13 protein-coding genes and 1 tRNA gene are annotated in these 15857 nt (G+C 70.4%); 2 read left to right on the top strand and 12 right to left on the bottom strand.

Annotation, left to right across the window (positions count from 1 at the left end):
- Positions 1-418 precede the first annotated feature (418 nt).
- From ACQG07_RS07140 to ACQG07_RS07125, 4 genes are all read right to left on the bottom strand, one after another.
- Positions 419-492 (bottom strand) — tRNA-Pro (locus ACQG07_RS07140).
- Positions 493-615: 123 nt separating this feature from the next.
- Positions 616-1155 (bottom strand): hypothetical protein, encoded by a 540-nt coding sequence (locus tag ACQG07_RS07135; RefSeq protein ID WP_426737872.1) that lies wholly within the window; start codon positions 1153-1155, stop codon positions 616-618.
- A gap of 272 nt (positions 1156-1427) precedes the next feature.
- A complete protein-coding gene (locus ACQG07_RS07130; protein WP_064296099.1) occupies positions 1428-1973 on the bottom strand; it encodes a hypothetical protein in 546 nt (181 codons plus the stop codon).
- Between the two features lie 123 nt (positions 1974-2096).
- Positions 2097-3896 (bottom strand): DUF4012 domain-containing protein, encoded by a 1800-nt coding sequence (locus ACQG07_RS07125; RefSeq protein WP_426737871.1) that lies wholly within the window; start codon positions 3894-3896, stop codon positions 2097-2099.
- 179 nt (positions 3897-4075) lie between these two features.
- Here ACQG07_RS07125 and ACQG07_RS07120 point away from each other — a divergent pair, with 179 nt between their 5' ends.
- The gene (locus ACQG07_RS07120; RefSeq protein WP_274500520.1) at positions 4076-4513 is read left to right on the top strand and encodes a VanZ family protein; all 438 of its coding nucleotides are present in this window, start codon (positions 4076-4078) and stop codon (positions 4511-4513) included.
- Here the strand turns inward: ACQG07_RS07120 and ACQG07_RS07115 are convergent.
- The 6 genes from ACQG07_RS07115 to ACQG07_RS07090 form a co-directional block, all read right to left on the bottom strand.
- On the bottom strand, positions 4489-5799 hold the full coding sequence (locus tag ACQG07_RS07115; protein WP_202939335.1) for a UDP-glucose dehydrogenase family protein: 1311 nt from the start codon (positions 5797-5799) through the stop codon (positions 4489-4491). The genes ACQG07_RS07120 and ACQG07_RS07115 overlap by 25 nt on opposite strands.
- Positions 5796-6443, bottom strand: coding sequence for a thymidine kinase (locus ACQG07_RS07110; protein WP_079706869.1), 648 nt, complete (start codon positions 6441-6443; stop codon positions 5796-5798). The genes ACQG07_RS07115 and ACQG07_RS07110 overlap by 4 nt, the downstream gene beginning before the upstream one ends.
- A gap of 71 nt (positions 6444-6514) precedes the next feature.
- Complete coding sequence (locus tag ACQG07_RS07105; RefSeq protein WP_426737870.1) at positions 6515-7981, bottom strand: malate:quinone oxidoreductase; 1467 nt, start codon at positions 7979-7981, stop codon at positions 6515-6517.
- Between the two features lie 115 nt (positions 7982-8096).
- Positions 8097-8828 carry an SGNH/GDSL hydrolase family protein gene (locus tag ACQG07_RS07100; protein ID WP_426737869.1) on the bottom strand — a complete coding sequence of 244 codons (732 nt, stop codon included), beginning with the start codon at positions 8826-8828 and terminating at the stop codon, positions 8097-8099.
- Between the two features lie 34 nt (positions 8829-8862).
- Positions 8863-9930, bottom strand: coding sequence for an aspartate-semialdehyde dehydrogenase (locus ACQG07_RS07095; protein WP_192005618.1), 1068 nt, complete (start codon positions 9928-9930; stop codon positions 8863-8865).
- A 113-nt stretch (positions 9931-10043) separates the two neighbouring features.
- On the bottom strand, positions 10044-11330 hold the full coding sequence (locus tag ACQG07_RS07090; RefSeq protein WP_079706865.1) for an aspartate kinase: 1287 nt from the start codon (positions 11328-11330) through the stop codon (positions 10044-10046).
- 212 nt (positions 11331-11542) lie between these two features.
- Between ACQG07_RS07090 and ACQG07_RS07085 the strand changes: the two genes are divergently transcribed.
- Positions 11543-12295, top strand: coding sequence for a GNAT family N-acetyltransferase (locus ACQG07_RS07085; RefSeq protein ID WP_064296091.1), 753 nt, complete (start codon positions 11543-11545; stop codon positions 12293-12295).
- Positions 12296-12426: 131 nt separating this feature from the next.
- Here ACQG07_RS07085 and recR read toward each other — a convergent pair whose 3' ends face one another.
- Positions 12427-13026, bottom strand: coding sequence for a recombination mediator RecR (gene recR / locus ACQG07_RS07080; protein ID WP_056014479.1), 600 nt, complete (start codon positions 13024-13026; stop codon positions 12427-12429).
- Positions 13027-13029: 3 nt separating this feature from the next.
- Positions 13030-15750 carry a DNA polymerase III subunit gamma and tau gene (locus tag ACQG07_RS07075; RefSeq protein WP_426737868.1) on the bottom strand — a complete coding sequence of 907 codons (2721 nt, stop codon included), beginning with the start codon at positions 15748-15750 and terminating at the stop codon, positions 13030-13032.
- Between the last annotated feature and the right edge of the window lie 107 nt (positions 15751-15857).

Here is a 15857-nt window from a genome sequence, read left to right as displayed (position 1 = left end):
AGCGCCCTCCGCCGGTCACTGAGCACCCTCCGCCGGTCACTGAGCTTGTCGAAGTGCGCCCTTCGACAGGCTCAGGGACCAGGACCCTCTGGACCGAGCACCCTCCGCCGGTACCGAGCACCGTCCGCTGGTCCCGAGCGCCCTCCGCCGGTCACTGAGCTTGTCGAAGTGCTGCCCTTCGACAGGCTCAGGGACCGGGAATCTCCGGGCTTTGCTGTCGGGGTAGCGGGATGTGCAACCCGCCAGCCCAGCAGACCGCCAGCCCGGGGAAACAGAGAAGCCCGGCCAGACGATTTCTCGTCTGACCGGGCTTTGCTGTCGGGGTAGCGGGATGTGCAACCCGCCAGCCCAGCGGACCGCCAGCCCTGGGAAACAGAGAAGCCCGGCGGATACTTGCGTATCTGCCGGGCTTGTACTGTCGGGGTAGCGGGATTTGAACCCACGACCTCTTCGTCCCGAACGAAGCGCGCTACCAAACTGCGCCACACCCCGATGGCCCGAAGGCCTTGTCTAGGATAGCCGATTTTTCAGCGGCTGTTCGCCACTTCCTGGAATCGGTGGATCCCGGACCGGATCAGCCGGGCGCCGCCATCGCCGCCCGGCCGACCCGTGTTCTCACACCTGCTGGCGGCGACGCACGACCACGGTACCGAGCGCGGCGGCACCGACGGCGAGGAGCCCGCCGGCGACCCACGGGAGGGCGGTTCCGGCGAACCCGGTGTCGGCGAGGGCATTGCCCCCGGCAGACGGGTCGGAGGCCGATGCGGCGGCCGCAGCGGCGTCCGCGGGGTCCAGGACGGTGAAGTCCGACGAGTCGGTCACGGCACCCTGGGTCGCGGTCAGCGTGTAGGTGCCTGCGGGGTCCGCAGCCGTGTCGATGGAGACCTGGATGTCCCCGGCCGCGTCGGCGACGGTCGACAGCGTGCGCGCGGAGACACCGGCTGCGGAGGAGTCGATGGTGATCGACACCGTCTGGTTCGCGGCCCAGAAGTCCGAGCACGAGTACGAGACCGCCGCGCCGCGCGCGACGCTCGCCGGCGTGATCGAGTTGCAGCTGCCTGGACCGTAGCTGTCGCCCTCGAGCGCGTTGGCTGCGGTGGGCAGCGCGACGACGGCGAGGAGGACGAGTGCGGCGGCGGAGAGAGTTCGTTTCATGTGCGGGCCCCTAGGTGTGCGGATGGCGCATGCGCTGCGTGATGCGACATGCGGACAGGGCCTGGAGCCGAGCGCTGTTCACTCGTGGCCTCCATGGCCGTCATCATGCTAGGGGAGCCGTCATCTCACCAGGGCTGGAAAACCGCGGAATTCCGCGGGTGTGACCACCTTTGGGGGTACGGCCTGTCCGTCTGACGCCAAGCCGGGCGAGGACGGTGTCAGGTCGTGGGCCGCGCGGACGACCGCTCGCCCCACGGATCCCGAACGACGGATCAGGCCGTCTTGCGGCGACGGATCGCCATCGCGCCGACGACGCCGGCACCGACGACGAGGAGGCCTCCGCCGATCCACGGCAGGGCTCCACCGTCGAAGCCGGTCGAGGCGAACTCACGCTCCGAGACCTGGAACGAGGCGCTCTCCGTGGTCGCGCCCTGGGTCGCGGTCACCATGCAGGTGCCGGAGGCGGTCTTGCTGGTCTCGATCGTCACCGCGAACGCACGGGCGGCGTCGGCGCTGAACGTGCCGGACGTCGGCACGGCGCTCTGTTCGGCGGCCTGCTCGGTCGCGCCGGCGGTGTTCGGCTTCGCAGCGGGAATGCTGCAGCCGGGCCCGGCGACGGTGACCGTCACCGGAGTGCCGGGGTCGAAGGTGCCGTCGCAGCGGAAGACGGTCGACTCCCCCTGGGTCACCGACACCGGTGTGAGGGTCGCACAGCCGGCAGGGCCGTAGGTGGACGAGTCGGTCGCTGCACTCGCGGCGGTCGGGGCCGCGAAGACTGCCAGGAGGCAGAGCGATGCTAGGGCAAGGGTGCGCTTCATGTTGATATCCCCAAGGAACGTCGAATACCCCCTGCGTCCGCCGATTTCGGGTGGGCGTCCGCGCGAGGTTCCTCAGGGTCACGAATTCGGGTGCGTGGCTTCCTGAGGTGTTGTCATGCTATGTCAGGAGCCGCACCGAGGGAAGGCTGAAATGGTCGTTTTGCCCGTGATTCCGGGGGTTGTGACCAGGTTTGGGGGTACGTCGGAGGCCTTCGGAGCGAGCACCGTGAAGACGAGTTCCGTTGTCGCCCCCGGAGTGAGGGTCACGTCGGTCTGGGCGTAGAGACGACCGTTCGGGTCGGTCACGGCCTTGACCGGCAGGTCCTCGCCGTCGCTCGCACCGAGCAGGGTTGCGCCCAGCGGACCGTGGATCACGACGCGCGTCGCGATGTCTCCCGCGGGGGTGCCGAAGCGCCCGCCCGCGGTCACGTAGTCCGGCAGCGAAGTCGCGGCATCCGCCGGCGCGGTGGACGTCAGGGTCACGGCGACGACGTACTCGGCGCCCTGCTTCGTGCACCGGGCGTCGCGGATGTCGACCTTCGTCTCCAGGTAGTAGTCCATCTTCGCGCGGGTCAGGTCCTCGAGGTAGACCCCGGTGTACACGGCCGCGTCATCGGTGGCCGGTGGGATCCCGGCGAGGCTCGTCTGGGCGATCAACGCCTGTTCGGCGGGGACCGCACTCCACACGTGGAGACGGTTCTCCGCGCCGGACTCGGACAGGGCCTGGACGAGCGCCCCGGGGTCGGGCGAGCGGGAGATCATGCCCTCGAACACCGCACCCGAGACCGCGGCGAAGAACGCGTCCTGGACGAGCCGGTCGGGGAACCGGGCGTAGACGTCGCTCAGCAGCGTCTTCGCGGCATTGTCGGCGGTGAGCTCGGTGCCGTCCGGAAGGGCGACGGGTCCGGTCGCCTCCAGCAGGTGTGCGAGGACGTAGGGGTCGACGGCGACCACGGTGTCGATGGGCACGCCGAACACCTGGGTCCCCATGGCTGCGGCGAGCTCCCCGGTGCGGCTGAAGTCGACCGTGAGGTTGGTGTCCTGGATGTACCGACCGAGGTTGTCGGTGTAGACGTTCTGCTCGAACGGGGTGAGTGGCAGCACGGGGGCGGGGAATCCGGAGAAGTCGTCGCTCCCCCGGGTGCCGGCGAAGGAGATGACGCCGTTCTCCGCGTGGATGAGGGCCACCGCCCCGGCGATGCCGCCACTCGAGCGCAGCTCCGCGTTGTTCTGGATCATCACCATGATGTTCCGGGGCCCGGCCCCACCCGCCATGTCCGGCAGGAGGGCCGTGGCCCGCGCCGCGGTGTCCAGCATCGTGGAGGCACCGGTGATCGTGCGGGTGAGCTTCTCGACGGCGTCGGCGACCACCGGCAGCGCGCCGTCCGTGCCGATCGTGTCCACGCGCCCGGCGATGGTGTCAGCCGCTGCAGCCGCCTCGGCCGCGGTCGGCGCGACGGCGCGGAGCGGCTCCGTCGCGATCGAGCCGTCCCCGGGGAGCAGGGACGACAGGTTGACCTGATCGGCGATCTCGACGACCTTCGGCACGACATCGACCGCCACGTCGTCGGTCGCGGCGGCAGCCTGTCGCACCGCGGAGAAGTTCACGCCGAGGAAGGGGACCGCCTCGGCCGCCCGCCAGACGGGATCACTCGTCAGGGACACCGCCTCGCCGGTGTGCTTGGTGAGTGCTCGCTGCGTGGCCTCGGTGCCGCTCGCGTCGCCCGCGAGCACGGCCGACTGGAGCGACTTCGCCTCCGACTGGGCGGCTTCGAGCGCGTTCTTCGCCAGGGACGCCCGGACGCCGAGCCATGCTCCGAGCGCGAGGACGACGAGGAGGACGGCGAGTGCGATCCACCACAGTCGCGAACGCCGACGGCCGGGCAGGCGGATGCCGGCCGTCGCCGGGCGTGGGTCAGCCAAGAGTGCTCCTTGTTCGGGTAGGCACAGCCTAACCGCCGGGTGACGGCCTCCGAGGGTCGGTGCACGCCCCCTTTCAGGGGTGGACGGCGCACGCGACAACCGGGTTCACGGCCGCTCATGGCCTACGATTACGGGGTGCTGTCAGCACCCTTGTCGACCGATCCGGAGCCGCACCGCAGATGACCCGCACGCCGCGCATCGTGATCGGGATCCTGCTGCTGCTCTGCCTGTGCGTCATGCTCGGCATCGCATTCTGGCCGACGCCCGTCGACGCCGACGGCCGGACGACGCTGCTCGCGATCCTCGACCGGTTGCAGGCCGCCGGTGCCCCGGCCTGGTTCGACTACCGCTTCGTCGAATCCGCCGCGAACGTCGTGCTGTTCATCCCACTCGGCGCCCTGCTCGCCCTGGAGCTGCCCCTGCGGCTCTGGTGGATCGCACCGCTGACGACGACCCTGTTCTCGGTCGCGATCGAACTCGGACAGACCCTGCTCCCCGAGCGCGTAGCGACCATCGCCGACGTCTACGCCAATGCGGCCGGAGGGCTGCTCGGCGCGACGATCGTGCTCGTCGTCCGGCTACTCGTCGCCGGTCACGGGCGACCGAGACCGACGTAACGCCACCCGGCGCCCCGCCAGGTGTCCACGTCGAGGCAGTTGCGTCCGTCCACGATCGTCTTGCCCGCGGTCAGCTCGGCGACGGCCGAGGGGTCCAGAGCGCGGAACGCCTTCCACTCGGTCACGACGACGACGATGTCCGCGTCCGTCACGGCCTGCTCGGCCGAGTCTGCGAACGTCAGCTGCGGGTGGAGTCGACGCGCGTTGGGGACCGCTTCCGGATCGAAGGCGAGCACCTCCGCACCCAGGCCGTTGAGGCCGACGGCGACGTCGAGGGCCGGCGAGTCGCGGACGTCGTCGCTGTCGGGCTTGAAGGCGAGCCCGAGCACCGCGACCCGCTTCCGGTAGGCGCTCCCGCCGAGCTCCTCGACGACGAGGTCGATGACGCGCTGACGGCGACGCAGGTTGATCGCGTCGACCTCCTTGAGGAACGCCACCGACTCGCCACGACCGAGCTCCTCGGCTCGAGCGGTGAAAGCCCGGATGTCCTTCGGCAGGCATCCGCCGCCGAACCCGACACCGGCGTTGAGGAAGCGGCGGCCGATCCGGGCGTCGTAGCCGATCGCGTCGGCGAGCTCCGTGACGTCGGCGTCCGTGACCTCGGCGATCTCCGCCATCGCGTTGATGAAGGAGATCTTCGTGGCGAGGAACGCGTTCGCCGCGACCTTCACGAGCTCCGCGGTCGAGTAGCCGGTGGCGACGAGCGGCGTGCCGGTCGAGAGCGCCTGGGCGTAGACCTCGTCGAAGGCGGCTCGCGCGACGGCGGCGTCCTCGGGAGCCGGCGGCAGCCCGTACACGAGTCGGTCGGGCGCGATGGTGTCCTGCACGGCGAAGCCTTCCCGCAGGAACTCCGGGTTCCAGGCGAGCACGGCGCCGGTGGGGGCGACGAGTTCCGCAAGGCGCGCAGCGGTGCCGACGGGGACGGTCGACTTCCCGACGACGACGTCACCAGCCGACAGGTACGGCAGGAGGGCCGTCACCGCAGCGTCCACGTAGCGCAGGTCGGCCGCGTTGGAGCCGGCCTTCTGCGGCGTACCGACTGCGACGAAGTGCATGGTCGCCCCGGCCGCGTCGGCCATGTCCGTGCTGAAGCGCAGGCGGCCCGACTCGACGCCGGCCAGCAGCAGCTCCGGCAGACCGGGCTCGAAGATCGGCGAGCGTCCGGCGGCGAGCGCCTCGATCTTGGCCGGGTCGACGTCGATACCGACGACCTCGTGCCCGATCGACGCCATGGCGGCCGCGTGCACGGCCCCGAGGTAGCCGCAGCCGATGACGGAGAGCTTCATGCGTGTGATCCTTCGCTGATGGGACGAACGGTGGGTGTGCTGGACAGTCGACCGCCGGACTCCTGCAGGTAGCAGACGCCGCAGAGCGATTCGTAGGTGACGGTGGTGCCGTCGATGGCGACCTGGTCGCCGTCGAACACGAAGGTGTCGCCGAACCGGCGGCCGTTGAAGATCGCCTTCCGACCGCACCGGCAGATCGTCTTGAGTTCTTCGAGGCTGTGGGCGACTTCGAGGAGACGCCGGCTCCCGGGGAACGCGACGGTCTGGAAGTCGGTCCGGATGCCGTAGGCGAGCACCGGGATGCCCTCGAGCAACGCGATGCGCAGGAGGTCGTCGACCTGCTCCCCGTGGAGGAACTGGGCCTCGTCGACGAGCAGGCAGCTGACGTCCTGGCCGGTCTCCTGCACGACCCGGCGACGGTGCTCTGCGAACACCCGGACGGCGTCGTCGTCAGGACCGAGCAGGAAGTCGGCGTCGCGGGTCACGCCGAGGCGACTGACGATGGCGGCGTCGCCCTTCGTGTCGAGGGACGGCTTGGCGAGGAGGACGCGGTGGCCGCGCTCCTCGTAGTTGAACGCCGCCTGGAGCAAAGCGGTGCTCTTGCCGGAGTTCATCGCCCCGTATCGGAAGTACAGTTTCGCCACCAGGCAAGCTTAGGGTCCCAAGCTTCACCTGTCGCATCCGACGACGGACCGGGCGAGCGCCCGTGGGGCGGCTACAGCGAGATGTCGAGGGCCTCGGCGGTGCTCTCGAGGACCTTCGCGGCCGTCGCGGGGACGTCGTTCAGCGTCGAACCGTAGGTCGGGATCATCTCGCGGAGCCTCGGCTCCCACGCGGTCATCCGGTCGGGGAAGCATTTGCGCAGGACGTCGAGCATGATCGGTACGGCCGTCGAAGCGCCGGGAGAAGCGCCGAGCAGTCCCGCGATCGTGCCGTCCGCACCCGTGATGACCTCGGTGCCGAACTGTAGGACGCCACCCTTGGCCTTGTCCTTCTTCATCACCTGCGCGCGCTGCCCGGCCTCGATGAGGTACCAGTCCTCGTCCTTGGCCGTCGGCAGGAACTCGCGGAGGCTGTCCATCTTCTGCTTCCGGGACTGCAGGAGCTGCCCGACGAGGTACGTGATGAGACTCGGGTTGTCCTTCGCGACCGCCAGCATCGGGAGGAGGTTGTGCGGGCGCACCTGGGTGACGAGGTCGAGCATCGATCCTCGCTTGAGGAACTTCGGGCTGAACGTCGCGTACGGGCCGAAGAGGAGACTCGCCTGACCGTCGACGACACGGGTGTCGAGGTGCGGGACCGACATCGGCGGGGCGCCGACCGAGGCCTGGCTGTAGACCTTGGCCTGGTGCTTCGAGACCACCGCGGGGTTGTCGGTGCGGAGGAACTGCCCGCCGATGGGGAAGACGCCGTAGCCCTTGATCTCGGGGATGCCGGACTTCTGCAACAGCTTGAGCGCCCATCCGCCGGCACCGACGAAGACGAAGCGGGCGTTGATCTCCATCGGTGATCGTCCGAGGGTCTGGCGGCCACGGATGCGCCATGTGCCGTCCTTCAACCGCTTGAGCGACCGGACCTCGTGGTTGGTGCGGACGTGCGTGTTCGGTGCTGCACCGAAGAGCTTGTGCGTGAGCGAACCGAAGTCGACGTCGGTGCCCGCGGTGATCCGGGTGGCCGCGATGCGTTCGCCGACGGCACGACGGTTGATGAGGAGCGGAGCCCATTCGGCGATGACGGCCGGGTCCTCCGAGAACTCGATGCCGGCGAAGAGCGGCTGATCCTTCAGCGCCTCGTAGCGCTTCCGCAGGTATTCGACGTCCTTCTCGCCGCGCACGAACGTCATGTGCGGGGTCGGGTTGATGAAGGTGTCGGGGGCGCCGAGCAGGCCCTCCTCGACGAGGTGGGACCAGAACTGGCGGCTGAGCTGGAACTGCTCGTTGATGCCGATGGCCTTCGCCGGGTCGACGTGGCCGTGGGCGTCCTGCGGCATGTAGTTGAGCTCGCACAGCGCGGCGTGGCCCGTCCCGGCGTTGTTCCAGGGGTTGGAGCTCTCGAGTGCGACGTCGCTCAGGCGCTCGTACACCTCGACCTTCCAGTCAGGCTGCACCTGGTGGATGAGGGCGGCGAGCGTGGCGCTCATGATGCCACCACCAATGAGGGCTACGTCGATGGTTTCGGTCACCAGAGCAGTCTAGTCGCGGCGAGGCCCGAGCTCTCCACCCGCGTGCTGTCGCTGATCGCGTGCCGTGAGATCGCTCGATGTCGAGACACTTCGGGCCGCCTGCGGTGACGCGGACTCAGCGTCCGGGGAGCGCGGGGGTGAGGGCGTCGAGCTCCTCGAGCATGCGCTGCGCGAGGTGCGCGTACCCGGCGTCGCTCGGGTGGAGGCCGTCGGCGGAGATCCACGTCGCCGGGTCCTCATCCAGCCAGTGCGACGCCCCGGAGATGTAGTCGGCCCCGATGGTGTCGGCGGCGTCGTGCACCCACCCGATGATCTGCTCGACGGAGGCCGGTCGCTCGGCGGTGTACCACCAGGGCTCCACCACGATGATGCGGGTGCCCGGCAGCCCGTCGCGCAGCCGCTGGAACTCCGGCAGGATCGCGTCCTGGATCGCCTGCTCGTTGCCGGTCCACTCGAAGTTGTCGTTGATGCCGAGCGCGACGATGAGGACCTCGGGGTGCTGCGCGATGACGTCGGCCGTGACGTCACCGACCTTGTCGCGCTTGCGGACGAAGCCGAGACCCGGGTAGCCGGCGTTGTACTCCGTCCAGCCTTCAGCCTTCGCGACGAGCGAAGACCAGCGCGCGGCGGGCGACGACGCTGCCGAGCCCTTCGTGTACGAGTCGCCGTAGAACGCGACGAGTGGTCCGACGGCGACCTCGGACCCGGAGGTGTCGGCGCGGGCGACCGTCGTCTGCTGGACGTCGGCACGCAGGCCGCTCACGGTGATCACCGCGGTGACGGCGATGGCCGCCGCGATGAACGCGGCCAACCACCGTCGGCGCAGGCGTGGTCGCTGGCGAGCCATGTCGTCGTCCCCGATCGGGTGGAGGGAGGGCCGGTCAGACCGCGGCGGGCTGTGCGAGCAGCTCGGCGGCGACGATCTCGGCGATCTGCACCGCGTTGAGGGCGGCGCCCTTGCGGAGGTTGTCGTTCGAGATGAACAGGGCGAGACCCTTGCCGGCCGGCGCGCTCTGGTCCGGACGGATGCGCCCCACGAACGACGGGTCTGCACCGGCGGCCTCGAGCGGCGTCGGCACGTCCGACAGCTGGACGCCCGGGGCGTCGCTGAGCAGTTCGATCGCGCGTTCCGGCGACAGGTCGCGCGAGAACTCGGCGTTGATCGACAGCGAGTGGCCCGTGAACACGGGCACGCGCACGCAGGTGCCCGACACGAGCAGCTCGGGGAGCTCGAGGATCTTCCGGCTCTCGTTGCGGAGCTTCTTCTCCTCGTCGGTCTCGCCCAGGCCGTCGTCGACGATCGAACCGGCGAGCGGGATGACGTCGAAGGCGATCGGGGCGACGTACTTCTCGGGAGCCGGGAAGTCGATCGCCGAACCGTCGTGGACGAGTCGGGTGAGGTCGCCCTGGGCGACCGCGGCCTCGATCTGGCCGGCGAGTTCAGCCGCGCCGGCGAGCCCGGACCCGGAGACGGCCTGGTAGGTGTTGACGATGAGGCGGGTGAGCCCGGCCTCGGCGTCGAGGACCTTGAGGACCGGCATGGCCGCCATGGTCGTGCAGTTGGGGTTCGCGACGATGCCCTTGACCGCGTCCTTGATGGCGTGCGGGTTCACTTCGCTGACGACGAGCGGGACCTCGGGGTCCATCCGCCAGGCGCTCGAGTTGTCGATGACGAGCGCACCCGCAGCGGCGAACCGCGGAGCCTGCGTGCGGGAGCCGGTCGCGCCGGCCGAGAACAGGGCGATGTCGATGCCGCTCGGGTCGGCCGTCTCGACGTCCTCGACCACGATGTCCTGGCCACGGAACGGGAGCGTCGTGCCCGCCGAGCGAGCCGTCGCGAAGAAGCGGATCTCGCTGATCGGGAACTCGCGTTCCTCCAGCAGGCGGCGCATGACCTTGCCGACCTGACCGGTCGCTCCGACGACACCGACACGTACACCGTTGCTCATGGGGATTCCTCTGGTTTCAGGGGGTTGTTGTGAACCATCTTGCATCAGGATCGGCGGGATCCCGCCCGTCGGTCCGTGGTCGGCTTGGTTCCGGAGCCTGTGGACGAGCCTGCTCAGCGGCCGGTGCCGCCGTGGACGACGGCTTCGTCCTCGCCGTCGAGACCGAACGCGGAGTGGACCACGTTGGCGGCCTTGTTGAGGGTGTCGGCACGCGTCACGACCGAGATGCGGATCTCGCTGGTGGAGATCATCTCGATGTTGATGCCCGCTGCGCTCAGCGCCTCGAAGAGTTTCGCCGAGACGCCGGTGTTCGTGCGCATGCCGGCCCCGACGAGGGCGAGCTTGCCGATCTGGTCGTCGTGCTGGATGGCCGAGAATCCCACCCGCTCCTGCTCGGCCGCGAGCGCGCGGAGGACCTGCTGCGCTTCGGGCTTCGGCAGGGTGAACGAGATGTCGGTGACGCCGGAGACGGCGGTCGACACGTTCTGGACGATCATGTCGACGTTGCCGCCCGACTTCGCGACGATCGTGAAGATCTCCGCCGCCTTGCCCGGCAGGTCGGGGACACCGACGACGGTGATCTTGGCTTCGCTGAGGTCGGTCGCGACTCCGGCGACGATGGGCTGCTCCATGGGTGCCTCACCTGCTCCTGGGTTGTTGCGGCTCGCGTCGTTGAGGACGAGCGTGCCTTCGTTGTTGTTGAAGGACGACCGGACGTGGAGCGTCACGCCGTGGCGGCGTGCGTACTCGACGGCGCGGATGTAGAGGACCTTGGCGCCCGAGGCCGCGAGCTCCAGCATCTCCTCGCTGGAGATGCGGTCGATCTTCCGGGCTTTCGGGACGACGCGGGGGTCGGAGGTGAAGATGCCGTCGACGTCGGTGTAGATCTCGCAGACGTCGGCGTCGAGGGCGGCGGCGAGCGCGACGGCCGTGGTGTCTGAGCCGCCACGACCGAGCGTGGTGATGTCGCGGGTGTCGCGGTTGAAGCCCTGGAAGCCGGCGACGATGACGATGGCGCCGTCGTCGAGGGCCTCGCGCAGGCGCACGGGGGTGACGTCGACGATGCGCGCGGCGCCGTGCTGGGCGTCGGTGATCATGCCGGCCTGGCTGCCGGTGAAGGAGCGTGCGACGTAGCCCATGCTGCTGATCGCCATCGCGAGGAGCGCCATCGAGATGCGCTCGCCGCTGGACAGCAGCATGTCGAGCTCGCGGGGCGCCGGGATGGGCGTCACCTCGTGGGCGAGGTCGAGCAGTTCGTCGGTCGTGTCGCCCATCGCCGAGACGGCGACGACGACCTCGTTGCCCGCCTTGCGGGTCTCCACGATGCGCTTCGCCACGCGCTTGATGCTCTCGGCGTCCGCGACGGAGGACCCGCCGAACTTCTGCACGATCAATGCCATCGGATCTCCTGGGGAAGTCGGTGCGGGCACGAGCGGCCCAGCGATCATCCTACCCATCCGGGCATTCCGCGCCGTTCATGTGACGAAGGGCACCCTCACCCGCTCCGGGGCAGGAGATCCGCCCCGCAGCAGGACGCTTCGGCCCGTCCGGTCCTGCTGTCGGGCCGATTTCCTGCGGTGGGGAGACGGGTGGGCCTCGGTAGGGTTGGCCTATGCAGCAGGAAGACGCGCGGGTGCTCGCGACGGTGCGACGCCTCTGGCAGGGGCTCGCCTCGCCGACCGCGCGGTTCTCCGCCGGCCGGGTCGCCGTCGTCGTGAACGCCGGCTCGATGGCGTGCCCGCCCGGATGGATCGGCGTCGTCGAGATCGACGGGAGCGCCCTCGCGATCGTGCCCGACGAGGACACCGCCAGGCGGCTCGCCATCGAGGACGAGTCACCGAGGAGCGTCGGAACGGTCGAGTTCCTCCGCTCGCGGGTGCAGGTCGCCGAGGTGCTCGGGCCGGCGACCCTCGACTACCTGCTGCCCGGGCGGTTCCGACCGGCCGAGGAGATCGACGTCGTGGCGAGCAAGGCGAGTGACCCCGCCATCGAGTCGCTGCTGTCGAAGGTGGGCGACGACGAAGCCTCGGAGAGCGGGATCTTCGGCATCACCTCGCCGCTGTTCTCGGTGCGCGAGCACGGACGGGTCCTCGCCGTCGCCGGCTACCGGTCGTGGCCGTTGGGCGTCGCGCACGTGACCGCGTTGACCGCCCCGGAGGCTCGCGGGACCGGTCTCGCGACCCGTCTGGCCTCGACCGCGGTCGAGCACGCCCTCGCGGCCGGACTCCTCCCCCAGTGGCGGGCCGCCGACACGAACCCCGGCTCACGCGCCGTCGCCCGCAAGCTCGGCTTCTCCGCGATCGGCCGACAGCTGTCGGCCCGGCCGGTGGTCGCCGAGTGGCCGGCGCCCTCCGCCGACGCCTGAGGCGCGCCCGGCTGCCCCAACTCAGGAGTCCCTCGGCACGGCGGAACCCACCAGCCGCGACACACCGGCCGACTCCTGAGAAAGGACCGATGGCAAAAAAGGGGTGGAGGGGCGGACGACGGGGCGGGGTGTCAGCCGCTGACGACGGTGCGACCCTCGAAGGCACGACCGAGGGTGACCTCGTCGGCGTACTCGAGGTCGCCGCCGACGGGGAGGCCGGAGGCGAGGCGCGTGATGCGGATCCCCATCGGGAGGAGCAGCCGACTGAGGTAGGTGGCGGTCGCCTCCCCCTCGAGGTTCGGGTCGGTCGCGATGATGACTTCGGTGACGGTGCCGTCGGCGAGGCGCTGCATGAGACGACGGATGTTCAGGTCGTCGGGACCGACACCGTCGATCGGGCTGATGGCGCCGCCGAGCACGTGGTAGAAGCCGCGGAACTCACGCGTGCGCTCGATGGCGACGACGTCCTTCGGTTCTTCGACGACGCAGATCAGGGCCGGGTTGCGACGCGGGTCGCGGCACACGCTGCAGAGGTTCTGCTCGGAGATGTTGCCGCAGATCTCACAGAACTTGACCTTCTCGCGGACGACGGTGAGCAGCTCGGCGAGCTTCGACACGTCGAACGACTCCGTCTGGAGGATGTGGAACGCGATGCGCTGCGCCGACTTCGGACCGATACCGGGCAGCCGCCCGAACTCGTCGATCAGATCTTGGACGATTCCCTCGTACATGGCCTACCGCCCTCCGGAGCGCGGCTCGTGCGGCTGCTCCTCGATGAATGTGGCGCCGAGAAGCTCGCGGACGACGCTCTCGCCGTACCGGTTGTCGCCCGCGGGGTGGGACGTCGGCACCGGGGGCGCCTGGCGCATCCGGACCGGGGGCTGCGGGCGCTGCTCGGCGACCGGGGCCGCAGGCGGTGCGGCCTGCGGGGAGCCTGCAGGAGCTGCGGATGGCGCGACGGCCGCTGGGGATGGAGCAGGGGCCGACGACTCGAACGGGTCGGGGTAGGGCGGCTCGTCATCCGGCGGCGGTGCGTCGTCGTCGGACGGGATCGAGACGACGTCCCAGGTGACGGTGCGCGAGCCGAGCGCGTCACCGTTGGACGGGCCTCGGGCGGGTGCCTGCTGGCGCGGCGGGGTCGACGGCTGGCGCTGCGCGGGTGAGCTGGCCGGCGTCTCAGGTGCCCCGGATCCGGCGGGTCGCCCGGGCTGCCCTTCGACAGGCTCAGGGACCGGAGACGGCTGCGTCGACGAAGCGGGCGCGGGCGATGACGTGGGCCCTTCGACAGGCTCAGGGGCCGGGGACGGCTGGGTCGACGAGGCAGTCGCAGCAGACGACGTGGGCCCTTCGACAGGTTCAGGGACCGAGGACGGGCGGGTCGCCGGGGCAGACACCGAAGACGAGTCGGGTCCGTCGACCGGCTCGGGCTCGTCGGCCGGCGGCGCGACCGTCGCCCACGAGGAGGCGGAGACGGAGGTCTGCTCCTCTACCGGGGCGGCGACCGACGACGCGGGTGCCGATGGCGCAACAGCTGACGGCGCGGCGTCGGCCGGCGCAGCGGAGGCGGGCTCGCCTCCGGCTGGTGCGACGGTGGGCCACGAGGAGCGGGATCCTGACCCGCCGCTGCCGGCGGACAACTCCGGGGCGGCGGGGGCGGGGACGGTCTGCGGCAGGCTCGGGGTCGACCAGGCGGACGACTCCGACGAGGGAGCGCCGGTGGCGGGCGCAGTGGCCCGCGGTGCCGGCGGCTCGTCGGCACCGGCGACCTTGGCGAGGTACTTCACCCGCACGCCGAGGACGTCGAGGACCGCCGTGCGCAGGACTTCCGCGACACCGGTGCCGGGGGCGTGACGTGCCTTGAAGTCGTTGAGGTCGCTGTTGTTCGCGAAGACGAGCGTGAGGACGTCGTCGTCCGAGTACCCGCCGACCTGGGTGTTGACGACGATCATCCAGGCCTTGCGGTCGGCCTTCTCGACGCGCGCCACGATCTCGGGCCACGCATCGCGGATGTGCTGCAGGGTGACCGGGCCGACCCGCGGGGCGGCGGGGGTCGGTACGGCGGTCTGCGCGTGGTCAGGTTCCTGCGCCGGTCGACGGTCGGGGGCCGCGGATGCTGTCGAGGCAGCGGCCGGGGCGGGAGCAGGGGTGGAGCTCGCCGCCGTGCTCGCGGGGACAGCACCGGCAGAGACCGGAGCGCCGGCAGAGGCTGCAGCGCGGTCGGCGACCACGGGCTGCGTCGGGACCGCGGGCTGCGCCGAGACCGCGGCCTGGCCGCCCTCGATGGCAGCACCCTCGACGCCGATGCGACGCTCGAGCCGCTCCACCCGGGCCAATGCACCCCGAGCGGAGTCGTCGGCTGCGGGCACGAGGATGCGCGCCATCATGAGCTCGAGGTGGAGCCGGGGCGACGTCGCGCCCGTCATCTGGGTGAGCGCCTCGTTCACGACGTCGGCCGTGCGGGACAGCTCGGCGATGCCGAACGCCCGCGCCTGGGCGAGCATCTTGTCGAGTTCGTCCTGCGGGAGCCCGCGGAGGACCGCCGCCGCGTTCTCGCCCGTGGCGGCCACGACGATGAGGTCGCGGAGTCGCTCGAGCAGGTCGTCGACGAAGCGGCGTGGGTCTTGGCCGGTCTGGATGACGCGGTCGACGGTGCTGAAGGCGGCACCGGAGTCGCGGGCGGCCAGGGCGTCGACCACTTCGTCGAGCAGTGCCGTGTGGGTGTAGCCGAGCAGGGCGACCGCGCGCTCGTAGTCGACGGAGTCGCCCTCGGAGCCGGCCATCAGCTGGTCGAGCAGGGACAGGGTGTCGCGGGCGGAACCGCCACCGGCCCGGACGACGAGCGGCAGCACGCCGGCCTCGACACCCACGTGCTCGCTCTCGCACAGCTGCTGGACGTAGTCGAGCATCTGCGCCGGCGGGATGAGCCGGAAGGGGTAGTGGTGGGTGCGGGAGCGGATCGTGCCGATCACCTTGTCGGGCTCGGTCGTCGCGAAGATGAACTTCACGTGCTCCGGTGGCTCCTCGACGATCTTCAGCAGGGCGTTGAACCCCTGCGGGGTGACCATGTGCGCCTCGTCGAGGATGAAGATCTTGTAGCGGTCGCGCGCGGGCGCGAAGATCGCGCGCTCGCGGAGGTCGCGGGCGTCGTCGACACCGTTGTGGCTGGCCGCGTCGATCTCGACGACGTCGAGCGAGCCGGAGCCGTCGCGGGAGAGGTCGACGCAGCTCGCGCAGACGCCGCACGGGGTGTCGGTCGGGCCCTCGGCGCAGTTGAGGCAGCGGGCGAGGATGCGAGCGGACGTCGTCTTGCCGCAACCGCGTGGACCGCTGAACAAATACGCGTGGTTGACGCGGTTGGTGCGCAGGGCCGTCATGAGGGGATCGGTCACCTGCGCCTGACCGATCAAGTCGGCGAACGTCTCGGGCCGATACCGGCGATACAGAGCTGTGACCACCCACCAATGGTAGCCGCCGCCCCCGACATCGGAGCCGGCTTCCCGGCAGGACCGGTCGGCCCCGCACGGTGGGGAGTTCTCCCCATCGAGGCCGTCCCCGTCGCTTC

The sequence above is a fragment of the Plantibacter sp. 2H11-2 genome (assembly GCF_050031945.1).
In the GTDB taxonomy this organism is placed as follows: Bacteria; Actinomycetota; Actinomycetes; order Actinomycetales; family Microbacteriaceae; genus Plantibacter; species Plantibacter auratus.
This window is presented reverse-complemented; position numbering and strand designations above follow the sequence as displayed.